The sequence below is a fragment of the Burkholderia sp. Leaf177 genome, from assembly GCF_001424345.1.
Taxonomy (GTDB): Bacteria; Pseudomonadota; Gammaproteobacteria; order Burkholderiales; family Burkholderiaceae; genus Caballeronia.
Genome location: NZ_LMPF01000002.1, coordinates 353,933 through 369,862, shown reverse-complemented (window position 1 = coordinate 369,862; position 15,930 = coordinate 353,933). Strand labels below are relative to the sequence as shown.

The 15,930-nt window shown below is 61.0% G+C and carries 12 protein-coding genes; 10 read left to right on the top strand and 2 right to left on the bottom strand.

The features are described from left to right. Positions 1-19 precede the first annotated feature (19 nt). From ASG35_RS05450 to ASG35_RS05410, 9 genes are all read left to right on the top strand, one after another. On the top strand, positions 20-1,036 hold the full coding sequence (locus ASG35_RS05450) for a zinc-binding alcohol dehydrogenase family protein (RefSeq protein ID WP_056353870.1): 1,017 nt from the start codon (positions 20-22) through the stop codon (positions 1,034-1,036). 170 nt (positions 1,037-1,206) lie between these two features. Continuing rightward, a complete protein-coding gene (locus ASG35_RS05445) occupies positions 1,207-1,764 on the top strand; it encodes a DUF6013 family protein (protein WP_056353666.1) in 558 nt (185 codons plus the stop codon). 133 nt (positions 1,765-1,897) lie between these two features. Then, positions 1,898-2,818 (top strand): non-homologous end joining protein Ku, encoded by a 921-nt coding sequence (ku, locus tag ASG35_RS05440; protein WP_056353663.1) that lies wholly within the window; start codon positions 1,898-1,900, stop codon positions 2,816-2,818. 34 nt (positions 2,819-2,852) lie between these two features. Next, entirely contained in the window at positions 2,853-5,699 is a 2,847-nt protein-coding gene (gene ligD, locus ASG35_RS05435) for a DNA ligase D (protein ID WP_056353659.1), read from the top strand. Between the two features lie 20 nt (positions 5,700-5,719). Beyond that, the gene (locus tag ASG35_RS05430; protein ID WP_056353655.1) at positions 5,720-6,010 is read left to right on the top strand and encodes a hypothetical protein; all 291 of its coding nucleotides are present in this window, start codon (positions 5,720-5,722) and stop codon (positions 6,008-6,010) included. A gap of 317 nt (positions 6,011-6,327) precedes the next feature. Beyond that, a complete protein-coding gene (locus ASG35_RS05425) occupies positions 6,328-6,927 on the top strand; it encodes a biliverdin-producing heme oxygenase (protein WP_056353652.1) in 600 nt (199 codons plus the stop codon). Continuing rightward, entirely contained in the window at positions 6,924-9,347 is a 2,424-nt protein-coding gene (locus ASG35_RS05420; protein WP_082508234.1) for an ATP-binding protein, read from the top strand. Before ASG35_RS05425 ends, ASG35_RS05420 begins: the two co-directional genes overlap by 4 nt. Positions 9,348-9,394: 47 nt before the next feature. Next, entirely contained in the window at positions 9,395-9,859 is a 465-nt protein-coding gene (locus tag ASG35_RS05415; protein ID WP_056353862.1) for a response regulator, read from the top strand. A gap of 89 nt (positions 9,860-9,948) precedes the next feature. After that, on the top strand, positions 9,949-11,883 hold the full coding sequence (locus ASG35_RS05410; protein ID WP_056353649.1) for a hybrid sensor histidine kinase/response regulator: 1,935 nt from the start codon (positions 9,949-9,951) through the stop codon (positions 11,881-11,883). Here ASG35_RS05410 and ASG35_RS05405 read toward each other — a convergent pair. Next, complete coding sequence (locus ASG35_RS05405; protein WP_056353645.1) at positions 11,880-12,698, bottom strand: ABC transporter permease; 819 nt, start codon at positions 12,696-12,698, stop codon at positions 11,880-11,882. The two genes, ASG35_RS05410 and ASG35_RS05405, sit on opposite strands and share 4 nt — an antisense overlap. Continuing rightward, positions 12,695-13,375, bottom strand: coding sequence for an ABC transporter ATP-binding protein (locus ASG35_RS05400; protein ID WP_056353642.1), 681 nt, complete (start codon positions 13,373-13,375; stop codon positions 12,695-12,697). The genes ASG35_RS05405 and ASG35_RS05400 overlap by 4 nt, the downstream gene beginning before the upstream one ends. A gap of 166 nt (positions 13,376-13,541) precedes the next feature. Here ASG35_RS05400 and ASG35_RS05395 point away from each other — a divergent pair, with 166 nt between their 5' ends. Next, positions 13,542-15,929, top strand: a complete 2,388-nt coding sequence (locus tag ASG35_RS05395) for an AsmA family protein (RefSeq protein WP_056353639.1) — start codon at positions 13,542-13,544, stop codon at positions 15,927-15,929. Position 15,930: the final 1 nt, after the last annotated feature.

Here is a 15,930-nt window from a genome sequence, read left to right as displayed (position 1 = left end):
ACCTCAAAAGGAGCCACCCATGAAAGCCATTGCTCTCACGCGTTACCTGCCAATTTCCAATCCGGAATCGTTGGAGGACGTAGAAATCGATAAACCCGCGCCAACCGGTCGCGACTTGCTAGTGAAGATCGAAGCCATCGGCGTGAATCCCGTAGATACGAAAGTCCGCGCGCCGAAGGACAAAGTCGAGGAGTCGCCGCGCGTGCTCGGGTGGGATGCGTCCGGCACGGTCGAAGCGGTCGGCCCGGACGTCACGCTGTTCAAGGTCGGCGATCCGGTGTTTTACGCGGGCAGCATCACGCGGCCGGGCACGAACAGCGAGTTCCATCTCGTCGATGAACGCATTGTCGGCAAGAAGCCGGCGTCGCTCGATTTCTCGCACGCCGCCGCGTTGCCGCTGACCACGATCACCGCGTGGGAAGCGCTGTTCGACCGGCTGGGGGTATCGGCGGAAGGGAAGGACGCGGGCAAATCGGTGCTGATCGTGGGCGGCGCGGGCGGCGTGGGTTCCATCGGCATTCAGCTCGCGAAGAAAGTGGCCAAGCTGAAGGTGATCGCGACTGCGTCACGGCCGGAATCGGCGAAATGGGCGACCGAACTGGGCGCGGATCACATCGTGGATCATTTCGGCGACATGCCGAAGCAACTGAAGGACGCCGGTTTCGAGCAAGTGGACTACGTGCTGATCTTCAACGATACCGACAAACATTTCCCGGCGGCCGCAGCTGTCATTGCACCGCAAGGCGGCATCTGCACGATCGTTGAAAACAGCAATCCGGTTCCCGTCGAATTGCTGAAGGCGAAGAGCGCTGCATTCCATTGGGAATTCATGTTCACGCGCGCGATGTTCGGCACGCCGGACATGATCGAGCAACACAAATTGCTCACCGAAGTGGCGCGACTGATCGACGCAGGCACGATCAAGACGACGCTCGGCCGCGATCTCGGCAAGATCAACGCGGCGAACTTGCGCGAGGCGCATCGCCTTTTGGAAGAAGGCCGCGCGATCGGCAAGATGGTCATGACCGGGTTCTGATTCGCCAACCGAATCTGTTGGCCGTTGCGTTGCACCTTGCGAGCGCCGCGGGTTTCCCATGAGAAGCCCGCAGCGCGCGTCGCGCTAGACTGGACGCGCCTCACGCGCGGTCCGAGCCTCCTCGGCGCCGGTATATTCTCTGGCGTGATGGCTGCAACGGAGGGCAACGCATGATCGTTCGTTCGAGTTTTGCCCAGATTTGCCTCCCTGCGGGCGTGGCGCTGGCGCTGTCCTTTCTCGTGTTACAGGCGCATGCAACGCCGGGCATCAAGGTGATGTCGGAAGTCGCCAACGACGGTCCGATCAAATACACGGTCAAGATGGCATCGAAGGCATGGGGCAACGAGCAGGAAACCCGCACCATCCGCTCGGGACAAACCGATGACTTCACGTGGCAGAGCAAACCTCCCGGCGGCGCGCAAAACGTGCCCGATGCATGTCCGGATGTTGGGTCCATTCGCAACGCCAGCGGCGTGACGGTTCGGCAGGTCAAGATCCGATTTTCGGCGGTGATCGCAAGCAACGGCGACGCCGACGTCCAGCTGAATTTCCAGGGTCACACGCCGCGCGCCGCGACGGCGGTGACGGTATCGGGCAAAAAGCTGCAGTGTCCCTCCGATAATTCCTTCAGTCAGATGATGCATTTCACGATGCCGACCGGCGGCGCCGAGAAATCCGTCACGCTCAGCGACGGCACAAAACTCACCGTCAGCGCGAGCCGCAAGTAAAAAGCCGCAGCCCGCGGCGCTTTCCCATCTGGCACGTTTTCTGCGTTGCTATGACGGTCCACGCCCGTCGGCGCGGGCAAAAAAACCGTCAACCGCAACGCCGATAAACCGTTCGTCGGAAGGTCACAGCGCGATGCCACACATGATCTGGAAAGGCGCAATCAGCTTCGGGCTGGTACACGTCCCCGTGCAGCTTTATCCGGCCACGCAGTCGGAGAAGGTGGGATTCAATCTGCTCGATAAACGCTCGATGGATCCCATCGGCTATAAGCAGTTCAACAAGAACACGGGCAAGGATGTGACGCGCGACAACATCGTGCGCGGTTTCGAATACGAGAAAGGGAAATACGTTGTGATGAGCGACGCCGAAATCCGCTCGGCCAATCCTGAATCAACGCAAACCGTCGATATCCTCGCGTTCGTCGAGGCGCCGGACATTTCGTTTCTCTCCCTCGATACCCCGTATTACCTCGCGCCTGACCGCAAGGGCGAGAAGGTGTATGCGCTGTTGCGCGATGCGCTGAAACAATCGGGGAAAGTGGGCATCGCGAGCGTGGTGCTGCACAACAAGCAGCATCTCGCCGCGCTGATTCCGGTCGGCCCGGCGCTGGCGCTGAACACCTTGCGCTGGGCCGATGAAGTGCGTGATTTCGATCAGTTCAAGCTTCCCGATGAAGACCCGAAAAAAGCCGGCGTCAGCCCGAAGGAACTCGAAATGGCGCAGCGTCTGATAGACGACATGAGCGATTCGTGGAATCCGCATGATTACCACGACACGTTCCGCGAAGACATCATGGCGCTCGTCGAGAAGAAGGTGAAGGAAGGCCACACCGAGGAAGTGTCCGAAGTCGAAGAGGGCAAGCCGAGCAAGTCATCGGCGGAAATTTTGGACTTGTCCGAGTTGCTTAAACGCAGCTTGAAAAAAGGCAAGCCGGCGGTCAAGCGCGGCTCGAAAGCTGCGGCCAGTGAAAGCGACGACGCAGCCGAGGCCGAAGAACCCGCCGCAGCTGCAAAACCCGCACGCAAAACAGCCACGCGCCGCAAACGCGCGTAAGCGCGCAACAGTCCCATAGCCAGGCGACCCTTCGATGGCCGGAAAACTTGAAACCTATCAGCGCATGCGGCGTTTCAACCAGACGCCGGAACCTTCCGGCGATGCTGCTGAAAAAGCCCGGGCGAAGCGTGCATCGAAGAAAGCTCAGGCGAGCGCGCTTTCGTTCGTCATCCAGGAACACGATGCACGCCGGCTTCACTACGATTTCCGGCTCGAACTCGATGGCACGCTCAAATCCTGGGCGGTTCCAAAAGGGCCGAGTCTCGATCCCGCGGTCAAGCGGCTCGCAGTGCATGTGGAAGATCATCCGATCGATTACGGCTCATTCGAAGGCGATATCCCCGAAGGCAATTACGGCGCGGGCAGCGTGATCGTGTGGGATCGCGGGACGTGGGAACCGCAAAGCGGAAGTATTGACGAAGCGCGCGCGACCTATGAAAAGGGCAAGCTCAAGTTCGTGCTTCACGGCGAAAAGCTGGAGGGCGGCTGGACGCTCGTGCGCAGCCACATGCGCGGCACCAGCGACAAAGAACAGTGGCTCCTGATCAAGGAACGCGACGACGAAGCGCGCAACGAAGCCGAATACGACGTCCTGCTCAAGAAGCCAGGCAGCGTGATGAGCGAATCGCTCGGCGCGCGTACGAAGAGCGGCGAAGTGCGCGAGCGGACCGAGCGCAAGAGCGTGGCCAAAGCAACGAAAACGACCAAGGCAGCGCCGCCGCCGAAACGTCCGGCCGTGAAGGATCAGGGCAAGAGTCCCGAGCGGCTGCGGCCGGACATTGTAGCCAACAGGAGCAGCGAATCGCTGCGTACGCTCGCCGATAACCCCGCTATCCAGGATGCGGTCAAGGCAAAATTTCCCGCGACCATGAAACCGCAGCTGGCGACGCTCGTGGACGCGCCGCCATCGAGCGATGACTGGACGTATGAGATCAAGTTCGATGGTTATCGGATCATGGTTCGCATCGATCGCGATGGCAAAACCAAATCAGCGAAGGCCGCGCAGACACAATTTTTTACGCGCAATGGCCACGACTGGACAGATAAGTTCAGCCGCCAGGTCAAGGCGCTTGACAAGCTCGATGTTGAGAGCGTTTGGCTCGACGGCGAAGCGGTCGTGCTGGACGACAACGATCTGCCGAATTTCCAGAAACTGCAGAACGCCTTCGATACAAATCGTCCGCAAGACATCGCCATTTATTTCTTCGATATCCCGTACCTGAACGGTTACGACCTTCGTGGCGTGCCGCTCGTGCAACGTCGGGCAATCCTGCAAGCGCTCCTCGAACCACTGGACGACGACGTGCTGCGTTTTTCGGAGGACTTCGAATTCGGCGCCGACGGCCTGCTGAAAAGCGCGTGCGACATGGCGCTGGAAGGGATTATCGGCAAACGCCGGGATAGCGTTTATACGTCCGGGCGCAGCAATAGCTGGATCAAGCTGAAATGCCGGCGGCGTCAGGAGTTCGTCGTCGGCGGTTATTCGGAGCCGACTGGCAGCCGCGGGGAATTCGGCGCGTTGCTGCTCGGCGTCTACGACACGGACGGCAAGCTGCAATATGCCGGTCGCGTTGGCAGCGGCTTCAATGCAAACACCTTGCGCGATATCAAGAAGGAACTGGACAAGCGAGAGGTCCAGAAAATACCGTTTGCGTCGGCGCCGAAAGAACGCAGCCGCACGCCGGTTCATTGGGTCAAGCCCGAACTTGTCGCCGAATGCAACTTCGCGGAATGGACGTCCGAGCGGATCGTGCGCCAAGCATCGTTCGTGAGTTTGAGAACCGATAAACCCGCGAAGGAGATTGTGAAGGAGGAGCCGAAACCGACAAAGGAGGTCGCTGTGAACGAGGAAGTAGCCGCATCGAAACCAGCGAAGAAAGTTGCCTCGAAGTCGGTTGCGAAAGCGGAAAACAAGCCCGCGCCCGCGGTCAAAAAAGTCGCCGCCAAAAAGACTGCCGCCAAGAAAGTCGCTGTGAAAAAAACGGTTGGCGTGGAAATGGTGGAGGGCGTGAAGATCAGTCATCCGGATCGCATACTCGATCCATCCACGGGCGCGACCAAGCTCGACTGCGCGCGCTACTACGAAGCTGTCGCGCCGTGGATGCTTCCACATTTGAAGGATCGCCCCGTGTCGTTGGTGCGGGCGCCGGGGGATATCGGCGGGGAACTGTTCTTTCAGAAGCATAGCGAGAAACTCACGATCCCGAATGTGAAGCAGCATCCGGGCATCGATCCTGGTCACCCCGCGCTCATCACGATCGAAACCGTCAGCGCGCTCGTTGGCGCGGCGCAAATGGGCACCATCGAAATGCATACGTGGAACGCGCTCGCGGCCAGATTGGAGAAACCCGACCGCGTGGTCTTCGATCTCGATCCCGGCGAAGGACTCGGCTGGGACCGGATGAAGGAAGCGGCGCGCCTCACGCGTGAATTGCTGGAGGAACTCGGCCTCGTTTCGTTCTGCAAGACGAGCGGCGGCAAGGGACTGCACGTGGTCGTGCCGCTCACGCCGCAAGCCGGATGGGACGAAGTGAAGGGTTTCTCGCAAGCCGTCGCGCAGCACATGGCGAACGCCTTGCCGAAGTATTTCTCCGCGAAGATGGGCAAACAGAATCGGCAGGACAAGATATTTGTCGATTACTTGCGCAACAACCGTGGCTCCAGCACGGTCGCCGCTTATTCGTTGCGCGCGCGGCCGGGAATGGGGGCATCGGTCCCGATCGGCTGGGACGAACTCGATGCCACCACAGCCGGTGATCAATGGAACATCGGCAATCTGCACGAGCGCCTCGACGAACTCGATGCCGATCCGTGGGCCGACTACGCGAAGACGAAACAACGCATTTCCGCTGCCATGAAAAAGCGGCTCGATATCAAGTGAATCACCGCACAGAGGTTGTTATGACGCAGCAAAGCAAGCCATCCCACGATGAAACCATGCGCACCGGTCCCACGGACGGCGGCCGCGAACTCGAAAGCCAACACGGCGATGATCAGGAGCCGTCCCTGCCGCACGAAGCCGATGAAAGTCCCGCCTCGCAGGACGACGGCGAGCCGCGCAAGGTCGGTGAACAGGCGCACGAGGATCTGGAGCGCGGCCTCGAAGACACGGATCGCCGGGGCGGCGCGGATTATCAGGAGCGTACGCAAGCCGATGGAAACACGAACACCAGCAGTCCGCGAAAGCCTTGATCGGATTGGCGGGAGATTGCTGCCCGTGGTCAATAAAGCGCCTCTTGCGTAGAATGGGCGCGCGGTATCGAAAATCGGTGCGACCGCGCGTAAGCCAAGGTGGTAAAGGCGCTTGCGGAAGGTCGCTGAAGTTATTCCTACCTTTTTCGAAGTAGTGAAATTCGGACGAAGGTAGTTTTTGCCGATTTCCCCGCGTACGAAAACCGATCCTGCATTTGCATAGAGGTGTCCGCTGCCTGGCTGCGTGTCTCTTGCATCGTCGCTCTAGCGACGTTGGCCAATGCGCCGCAAACCCATGTGAAAACCATGAACGGACCATGCAATACGATCTTCTGTCCCTTCTGAAAACCGCAACCGCCGAGAGTCATACCCGGCTTGAAAACGCGCTCGACCTGATGCGTCCCGAGTGGCCGCGCGAAGAATACGTCGCGCTGCTCGACGGCTTTTACGGCTACGTCGCGCCATGGGAAGAGGCTGCGGCCCATTCCGTGCCGGCGCATCTCCGGCCGTTTTTCGATGCACGCCGGAAAGCGGCGCTTCTCGAAGCGGACCTGACGTTTCTCACCGGCGACTCGACTCGCGCCCAGACAGCGCCTAGAGCGTGCCGATTGCCATCGATGAACACAGTCGGTCGTGTGTTTGGATCCATGTATGTCATGGAAGGCTCGACGCTCGGCGGGCGTTTCATAGCGCCGCATGTCGCACGATTGTTTGCTCTCGAACCGGGCCTGGGCAATGCCTATTTCGAAGGCTACGGCGCGCGCACCGGCAGCATGTGGAATGCGTTTCGCGAGACGGCGAGTGCCGAAGTGCCACGCGATCAATACGACATTGCGATCGAAGCCGCGATTGCCACGTTCGATGGCCTGCACGACTGGCTCGGCGCGGTTCGGGCGGATTCCGGGGCAACGGCATGAGCGGCGGATCCGAGCCAACGTCGAACCTGAGCGCGACCGCGCACGTCGCAGACAGCGACATCTCGTCTTCTTCGTCGCTGCCTGACATGAAAGCTCGCCAGCTCACTCTCGCGGCTGGCGCGGCCAACGCACAATGTGACGCCGAGCCCATTCATATTCCCGGAGGCATTCAGCCTCACGGATATCTGCTGTGCCTGTCCGACACGCTCACGATTCTCCAGGCAAGCGAAAACTTCGCGGTGCTCGCGGGACCGGTTGAACAATTGCTGGGTCAACCCGTCGATGCACTCCTCGGCGCGGCAGCAACGGCGCAAATTGCGCAGGCTGTGGCGAGCACGGAGCTTGACGAGGCGCCGCTTTACATCGGCGTGGCGGAGAACGTGCTCTATCGGCCAGGGGACACGCAGGAACGTCCGCTCGCATCCGTCGATGGACCCGAGTTCGACATCACCATTCATCGGCACGACGGCAACCTGATCGTCGAGCTGGAGATCGCGCGGCATTCGAGCGCGGATGTATTTGCATCGATGTACCCGCTCGTACGCACCTTCACGCGCAGCCTGCAAGACGTGGAAACGGTGAACGAGCTGGCGCAACTCGCCGTGAGCGAAGTTCGCCGCATGACCGGTTTTGGCCGCGTGCTTCTTTATAACTTCGACGAGGAAGGCCGCAGCCACGTTCTCGCCGAGCATAAGGACGACAGCTACGTATCGTTTTTGAACCAGACGTTCCCCGCCTCCGATATCCCCCGCCAGGCCCGCGCGCTGTACGTCAAGCAGCGCGTGCGGCTGGTCGCGGACGTCAATGCGAAGCCCGCGCGAATCATTCCGCCGCTCAGTCCTGTCACCGGCCGTCCGCCGGATCTGACTTACACGTCGCTGCGCAGCTTCTCCCCGATCCATCTCGAATACATGCGCAACATGGGCACGTTTGCGTCCATGTCGGTGTCGCTCGTGGTGCGCGGAAAGCTATGGGGCCTGATTTCCTGCCACGATCACGACGCGCGGCTCGTGCCGTTTGAAGTGCGCATGGCGATCGAGCATCTCGGACAGCTGTTGTCGCTGCAGATCGAGGCGAAGGAAGAACGCGCCGAGGCGGATTATTTGTTGAGCTTGCGCAGCACGATGTCGCGGCTGATCGCAAGGCTTTCCGAGCACGATGATTATCGCGAGGGGCTGGAATCGGCGCCCGATGACCTGCTGTGTTTTGCCGGCTCGCGGGGCGCGGCGATCATCGCGGACGGCAAGGTGTCGCTCGTGGGCGCAACGCCGGATGCCGAGACCGTGCTCGCGCTTGCGCAGTGGCTCGAATCGAGCACGAAGGGCGTCTATGCAACCGATTCGTTAGCCGAGGAATGGCCGCGCGCGTCTCGTCACATCGACACCGCGAGCGGCATTCTCGCCGTGCCTATCTCGCAGATCTTCCGCAATTACGTGATCTGGTTCCGGCCGGAAGCTGCCCGCACGATCAAGTGGGCCGGGGAGCCGGTCAAGCGTGTATCGAGTCAGGATGGCAGCGTCGCGCCGCGCAAGGACTTCGCTCCGTGGCTCGAAATCGTGCGCAACCGGTCGCTGCACTGGCGGCCGGTGGAGCTTGAAATAGCGGCTGAATTTCGTGCATCGATGCTTAATATTGTGTTGCGCCGCGCCGAAGAGCTGGCCGAACTCGCGAACGAGCTCACGCGTGCGAACAAGGAACTCGAAGCGTTTTCGTATTCGGTGTCGCACGACTTGCGCGCGCCGTTACGCCACATCGCCGGATATGGCGACTTGCTGCGCGAGACCGACGGCGACACGCTTTCAGAGCGCAGCAAACGCTTTCTCAACAACATGCTGGACTCGGCGCGGCTAGCGGGCGTGCTCGTCGATGATTTGCTGACGTTTTCGCAGATGGGCCGCGCGGCGCTGCGTCCGGTACAAGTCGACCTCAATCAGCTCGTGCAGTCGGTGATTCAGGAATTCGGCACTGAAACGGCGAACCGAAAAGTCGAATGGATCATCCCGGAGTTGCCGCATGTCACCGGCGATCCGGCGTTCCTGCAGATCGCGCTGCGCAACCTGTTCTCGAATGCCGTGAAATACACGCGCACCCGGGAATCGGCGAGAATCGAACTGTCGGTCAATTCAACAGCCGACGAATACATAGTCAGCGTGCGCGATAATGGTGTCGGCTTCAATATGAAATATGTGAACAAGCTGTTCGGGGTGTTCCAGCGCCTGCATCGTGCGGAAGAATTCGATGGCACCGGCATCGGGCTTGCCAACGTGCGCCGGATCATCGAGCGGCACGACGGCCGGACGTGGGCCGAAGGGCGCGAAGGTGAGGGCGCCGCGTTCCATTTCTCGCTGCCCAAGGTGTTCAAGACGGATCCGGGGGAAGGCAGACTTCGCAAGGCTCGCCCGGCGCCGTCGTCCAGTTGAATGCGCTCTTGCGGGGCGCGAGCTCAAACTCAGTCAAATACCAGACCATGCTGAAACCCATTCTGCTTGTGGAAGACGATCCGAGTGATCTCGAACTGACACTCGTCGCACTCGATAAAAGCCAGCTCGCCAACGAGGTGATCGTGGCGCGCGACGGTCAGGAAGCGATCGATTACCTTCGTTGCGAAGGCGACTGGAGCACACGAAACCCCGGTAACCCGGCGGTCATCCTGCTTGACCTGAAGCTGCCGAAAATCGATGGACTCGAAGTGCTCGAAACCATTCGCACGAGCGATGCGCTGAAGGCCATTCCCGTGGTGATGCTGACGTCGTCGCGTGAGGAACAGGACCTCGTGCGCAGTTATGCGCTCGGCGTGAATGCTTACGTGGTGAAGCCGGTTGAATTCAACGAGTTCGTTGAAGCCATTGCCGATCTGGGCGTGTTCTGGGCGGTGCTGAACGAACCGCCGCCCGGTTCCATGCGGGTACGCCGTCAAACGGTTTCAGAATGATCCTTACCTACGCGCGCCCGTTGAAATACACGCACAACATTGTCCGTCCGGCGCCTTGCTGCGCGCGCCGGTTCGCCTGAGCCGTGATCATGCAGCCTTTGCACCTGCTTCTCGTAGAAGACAACGCGCTCGACGCGGAGCTGACCCTGAGCCAGTTGGAGCGCGCCGACTACAAGATCGACGTGCAGATTGTCTATACCGAACAGGATTTCGTCGCGGCTTTGGAGGCATCCGGTTTCGATGTGATCCTCGCCGACTTCGTCATGCCGGTTTTCTCCGGCGTCGAAGCGCTTGCAATCGCGCGAGAACGCGCGCCGCATACGCCGTTCATCTTCGTTTCGGGGGTTCTCGGCGAGGAACATGCCGTCGACATGCTCAAGCGGGGCGCCACCGACTACGTGCTCAAGCAGCGCCTGCAGCGCTTGCCCGCGGTCGTTCGCCGCGCGCTGACAGAAAGCACGGAGCGTCAGCAACGCATTGCCGTCGAACGGGCGTTGCGGGAAACCGAGACGCACTTCCGGCTGCTCGTCGATGCACTGAAGGATTACGCCGTCATCACGCTCGACCAGGAAGGCCGGATCCGGACGTGGAACGCGGCATCGGAGCGTATTCTGGGTTTTGCCGCGCATGACGTCGTGGGGCGCTCGGCCGAAGTGTTTTACGGCCAGGAAGATCGCGACGCCGATGTCTTCGCCAGGGAACTCGCGACCGCGCGCGCCGAGGGCAGCGGCAGCGCCGACCGGTGGTTGTGGCGCAAGGACGGACGCTCGTTCTTCGCGTCTGGCGTGACGACGGCGATTCGTACGGACACCGGCGACCTGATCGGCTATTCGACCATCATCCGCGATGTCACCGAAGAACACATGGCCGCCGACGCCCTGCGCGTCGCGAAGGAGCAGGCCGAGACCGCCAATCGCGCGAAGGATCACTTTCTCGCCGTGTTGTCGCACGAATTGCGCACGCCGCTGACGCCTATCGTCGCGGCCGTCCGGCTGCTCGAAATGCGCCACACGCTACCCGCCGAAGCACAGCCCACGCTGGAGCTGATCCGGCGCAACGTGGAACTGGAAGCGCGTTTGATCGACGATCTGCTGGATCTGACCAGCATCGCGCGCGGCAAGCTTTCGCTGAATTTCGCGAACGTGGTGCTGGAAACGCTGATGTCGAGCGCGCTCGACATGTCCGAATCCGATCTGCGCGGCAAAGGCCTGACGCTGGAAACCACGTTGGGCGCCAGTTCCACGCTGGTTTTCGGCGATGCCGCCCGGTTGCAGCAGATCGTCTGGAACCTGATGAAGAACGCGGTGAAATTCACACCCAAGGGTGGACGTATTGCGGTGCGGATGTGGAATCCGGATACATCGACTATTGCGATCTCGGTGACGGACAACGGCATCGGCATCAGCGCCGAGGCGTTGCCGCGTATTTTCTCGGCCTTCGAACAAGCCGACGATTCCATCACGCGCGCGTTCGGCGGCCTGGGACTGGGGCTGGCCATTGCCAGCACGCTGGCGCTGAAGCACGGCGGCACGCTCACCGCCCAGAGCGACGGACGCGACAAGGGCGCGCGCTTCACGCTGACGCTGCCGCTCGTCAAGGCGGGCGCCCAAGACGAGGCATCGCCGAGCGCTACCCAAGATCCCGATGAAATCGTGCAATCGCTGAAAGTGCTGCTGGTCGAGGACAACGAATACACGTCTTCCGCCATGGCGCAGGTTCTGGAAGTGCTCGGGCATCAGGTCGCCGTCGCGACGACCGTGGCGGAAGCGCTGTCGTTCGCCCGATCCGACATTTTCGATCTGCTCGTCAGCGATATCGGTCTGCCCGACGGCAGCGGACTCGACGTCGCGCGCGCCTGGACCGAGTTGCAGCCGGGCAAGCCATCGGTTGCGATCACGGGTTACGGCATGGACGAAGATATCCGCCGATGCCGCGAAGCCGGCTTCCTCGATCACTTGACCAAGCCGGTAAATTTCGCGCGGCTCGAGGCGCTGATTCACACCATCGCGCGGCGGGGCGCTTAAGCGCCGAAGTTGCGCTTGGTTTGCCGTTCGATCAGTTTCGATGCAATGAACCGGTGCTCCGCCGAAAACAGCCTTCTATAAGTCAGCAGCACCGCGCCCACTGTCCCGAGCGCCGAAGAAGCCGCAATAAAAAACATGACCACGATCTGGTACCGGACCGCCTGCAACGGCGACTGTCCGGCCAGCACCTGGCCTGTCATCATCCCTGGCAAACTGACAAGCCCGACCACGGTCATCTGGTTCAACGTCGGGATCATGCCCGCGCGCACCGCTTGCCGCGCCGGACCTTGCGCCGCTTCCCAGCGCGTGGCGCCAAGCGCAAGCGACATCTCGACCACGCCGCGTCCCGCCGTCAGCTCTTCCGTCATCCGCTCGATGCCAAGCGACACGCCTGTCAGCGTATTGCCGAGAATCATCCCGAGAATAGGAATGGCGTATTGCGGTTCGTACCACGGATGAATGCGGATCACGACGAACAATCCCACCGCCGCCACGAGCCACGAACTTACCCAGATCGACACGATGCTGTCCGCACGCTGTCCGGCGTAAGTGCGCCGTCCACGATTCGATGCCGACAATCCCGCGATCAGCGTCATCAACGCCATCAGCGGCAGCACGACGTACCATCGCGCGAACTGGAACACCCAGCCGAGCACGTAGCCAATCGCCAGCAACTGCACGACGGTCCGCACCGCCGCCCACGCCAGCTTGCGTTCGAGATCGAGCTTCAGCATCACCGACAACACGCCGTTCACCACGATCAGCGCAGCGGCAATGCCGATATCGAAAAGACTCAGCGTCTGGTAGCCGCTCATGCCAGCACCCCGGCGGTCATGACGAGCTGACGTTCGCCCACGCGTTGCGCCTGCGCCGGATCGTGCGATACCCAGATGCTCGCGCGCTCGCCGCGGCCATCGGCGAACCACGCTGCGACCAGCGCTTCGATTTCGAGCGCGGAGGCGGGATCGAGCGAAGCCGTGGGTTCATCGAGGAGAAGGATGTCCGGGTCGACTTGCAGCACGCGGATGAGCGCGGCGATCTGCGCTTCGCCGCCCGATAAGTCGCTTGCGCGTTTATCGAGAAAATCGGGTTCGCGGCCGGCGCGGTTCGCAAGCGCGACCACACGCTCACGATCAAAGCGCACATCGCGATAAACCTTCAGCGAGAACGGATAACGCAGGTTGTCTTCAACGCTGCCGTCGAGCATGGCGGGCCGTTGCGCGATGTACGCCACGCGGCGCCTGTAAGACGGAATGCCGCCGCGCGCGATCGGCTGGCCGCGCCATTGAATGAAACCGTCATCGACGGGATCGAGTAGCGCCAACGCTCGCAGGAACACGCTTTTGCCCGATCCCGACGGTCCCGTGATCACCGCCCGATCCCCGGCAGCGAGCGCAAAACGGGCGGGATGCAGGAGAGTGATGTTACGCACAGGATCGCGGCGCGTGAGTCCGATGGCGCGCAGCATGGGCGTTTCAGCTTGTGTGGGCATTGAGTCGACGGCGGGGCTTGTTATTTGAGCGCAATGATAAGGCACCGGACTTAGCGCGAGCTTGCAAGAGATGCGAACCAATTCCGCAGACGGATCTCGCCCCGTGATTCTGCGGGCACGCGATGTGCTGACCCCGTTATTCAACAGAAAAAACGAGGATGCCACGATGGCAGTTGGCCGGAAAATCGGAAAAATAATCGGTTGGATCGTCGCGATTTTGATCGTGGTGATCGCCGTGCTCGTGATCGTGTTCCTGACCTTCGACTGGAATCGCGCCCGGCCATGGATTGACGACAAGGTTTCGCAGGCGATCGGCCGTGAGTTTCAGATTACGGGCGATCTCAAGGTCGGCTGGCAACGTCCGCCGAACGAAACCGGTTGGCGCCGATGGGTTCCGTGGCCCCGTTTTTCCGCCGAAAAAATTACGGTCGCCAATCCGGACTGGACCAAGCAAAAGTATTTCGCGACGCTCGACGAGATCGATTTCCAGGTCGAGATCCTGCCGCTCCTGGCGCGCAATATCGTGATTCCATCGATCAACCTGGTGAATCCGTCGGTCGATCTCGAACGCCTGAAAGATAACCGCAACAACTGGACGTTCAAGTTCAAGCAATCCACGGAACCCTCCACGTGGAACTTGCAGTTGCATGACATCGCGTTGAATAAAGGCAATATCGCCTACGCCGATGAAATCACGAAAGCCGACATGCAGGCGGTCGTGAATACGCTCGGCCAGATGATCCCGATCGGCGATGTGATGAAGCAACAGGAAGCGGCATCGCAGAAATCCTCGGCTGAGCGCGTCGGCAAGAGCGGCGCGAGCAAGCTCAATCAGCAAGTCGATAAAGCTGCTGCATCGGAAGCAGCGGCGGCATCGGCGGCTTCGGCTGCGGCCGCGGCGAACGCAAGCGCGCCCAATCCGGCGAGCGTTTCGGCCAACAACAGCATCACGACCAAGAACGCGCCGAAACCGCCTGTGCCGCCGTACGGCATCGGCTGGTCGGTCAAGGGCAAATACAACAGCGTGCCGGTTTCCGGCGACGGCAAGGTGGGCGGCGTACTCGCGTTGCAGGACGCCATGCGGCCGTTCCCGGTGCAGGCGGATGTTCGTATCGGCGATACGCATATAGCGTTTGTCGGGACCGTTACGGACCCGGCGCATCTGGCCGCGCTCGATTTGCGCCTGTGGTTGCAGGGCGTAAGCCTCGATCATTTGTATCCGATCGTTGGTGTGACGCTGCCGACCACGCCGCCTTACGCCACCGAAGGGCGGCTCGTCGGCCAGTTCCGCGAGGAAGGCAACGTCTTCAAGTATGAGAACTTCACCGGCCGTGTGGGCGGCAGCGACCTGAACGGTTCGCTTACGTTCGTGGGGCGCAAGCCGCGGCCATTGCTCTCGGGCGAACTGGTATCGAATCTGTTGCAGTTCTCGGATCTCGCACCGGTTATCGGCGCCGATTCCAACGCGAACAAAGCCAAGCGTGGCGAAACGGAGAAACAGCCTTCTGCAAAAGCGTTGCCGACCGAAGAGTTCAAGACTGATCGATGGAAAGCCGTCGACGCCGACGTGAAATTCACCGGCCGCAAGATCGTCAAGGATCCGGCATTGCCGATCTCGGACCTTTATACGCACGTGGTAATGAAGGATGGCGTGCTGTCGTTCGAGCCGCTGAAGTTTGGGGTGGCGGGTGGCACGTTGTCATCGGACATTCACCTCGACGGCAGCAGCGCTCCGTTGAAGGGCCGCTTCTCGACATCGGCTCGCCACTTGAAACTCAAGCAACTCTTGCCAACCGTCAAGACGATGCAATCGGCTTTGGGCGAGGTGAACGGCGACGCCGCGTTGTCGGCAACCGGCAATTCCCCGGCGGCGCTTGCCGGCACGATGAACGGTGAAGTCAAAACGCTCATCACCGATGGCACCGTCAGCCGCCTGTACATGGAAGCGGCGGGTTTGAACGTGGCGAACGCTGTGTACGAGAAGTTGTTCGGCAAACGCGATGTGAAGATCAATTGCGCGGCCGCTGATTTCGTGGCGACTAATGGCGTGCTCGAGTCTCGCGTTTTTGCCCTCGATACCGACGACGCGGTCATCAATATGGATGGCACGATCAACCTCAAAACCGAGGAGATGAACCTGGGCATCCATCCGCACACGAAGGGTTTCCGGGTGTTTTCGTTGCGCTCGCCGCTGTATGTAAAGGGCACGTTCAAGGACCCGCACGTGGGCGTGGATGCGGGTGCGCTGGCGGCACGTGGCGCGGCCGCGGTCGGGCTCGGACTGTTGAATCCGTTTGCCGCGCTTATCCCGTTGATCGCGCCAAGCAATAACAAGCCCTTGCCGTGCACGCAGATGCTGGCGGACATGCGTCAGGCGCCATCGGCGCCGCCTCCCGGGCAAAAACAGAAGGCGAAGGGCGCGCCGGGATATATGGAGCCGGGTGTGTCGAATCCAGCAGCGGCTTCGGCACCGGCACCTGCAAAAGCGAAGGGCGGCAAGGCGCAGCCTGTTGCGCCGACGCCCGCAAGTGCGGCGGCGTATCGAGGAAGCTGAA

Excerpts from the sequence above, each read along its gene's own strand:
- ASG35_RS05450 (WP_056353870.1), top strand. The coding sequence starts at position 20 with ATGAAAGCCATTGCTCTCACGCGTTACCTGCCAATTTCCAATCCGGAA.
- ASG35_RS05445 (WP_056353666.1), top strand. The coding sequence starts at position 1,207 with ATGATCGTTCGTTCGAGTTTTGCCCAGATTTGCCTCCCTGCGGGCGTG.
- ku (WP_056353663.1), top strand. The coding sequence starts at position 1,898 with ATGCCACACATGATCTGGAAAGGCGCAATCAGCTTCGGGCTGGTACAC.
- ligD (WP_056353659.1), top strand. The coding sequence starts at position 2,853 with ATGGCCGGAAAACTTGAAACCTATCAGCGCATGCGGCGTTTCAACCAG.
- ASG35_RS05430 (WP_056353655.1), top strand. The coding sequence starts at position 5,720 with ATGACGCAGCAAAGCAAGCCATCCCACGATGAAACCATGCGCACCGGT.
- ASG35_RS05425 (WP_056353652.1), top strand. The coding sequence starts at position 6,328 with ATGCAATACGATCTTCTGTCCCTTCTGAAAACCGCAACCGCCGAGAGT.
- ASG35_RS05420 (WP_082508234.1), top strand. The coding sequence starts at position 6,924 with ATGAGCGGCGGATCCGAGCCAACGTCGAACCTGAGCGCGACCGCGCAC.
- ASG35_RS05415 (WP_056353862.1), top strand. The coding sequence starts at position 9,395 with ATGCTGAAACCCATTCTGCTTGTGGAAGACGATCCGAGTGATCTCGAA.
- ASG35_RS05410 (WP_056353649.1), top strand. The coding sequence starts at position 9,949 with ATGCAGCCTTTGCACCTGCTTCTCGTAGAAGACAACGCGCTCGACGCG.
- ASG35_RS05405 (WP_056353645.1), bottom strand. The coding sequence starts at position 12,698 with ATGAGCGGCTACCAGACGCTGAGTCTTTTCGATATCGGCATTGCCGCT.
- ASG35_RS05400 (WP_056353642.1), bottom strand. The coding sequence starts at position 13,375 with ATGCCCACACAAGCTGAAACGCCCATGCTGCGCGCCATCGGACTCACG.
- ASG35_RS05395 (WP_056353639.1), top strand. The coding sequence starts at position 13,542 with ATGGCAGTTGGCCGGAAAATCGGAAAAATAATCGGTTGGATCGTCGCG.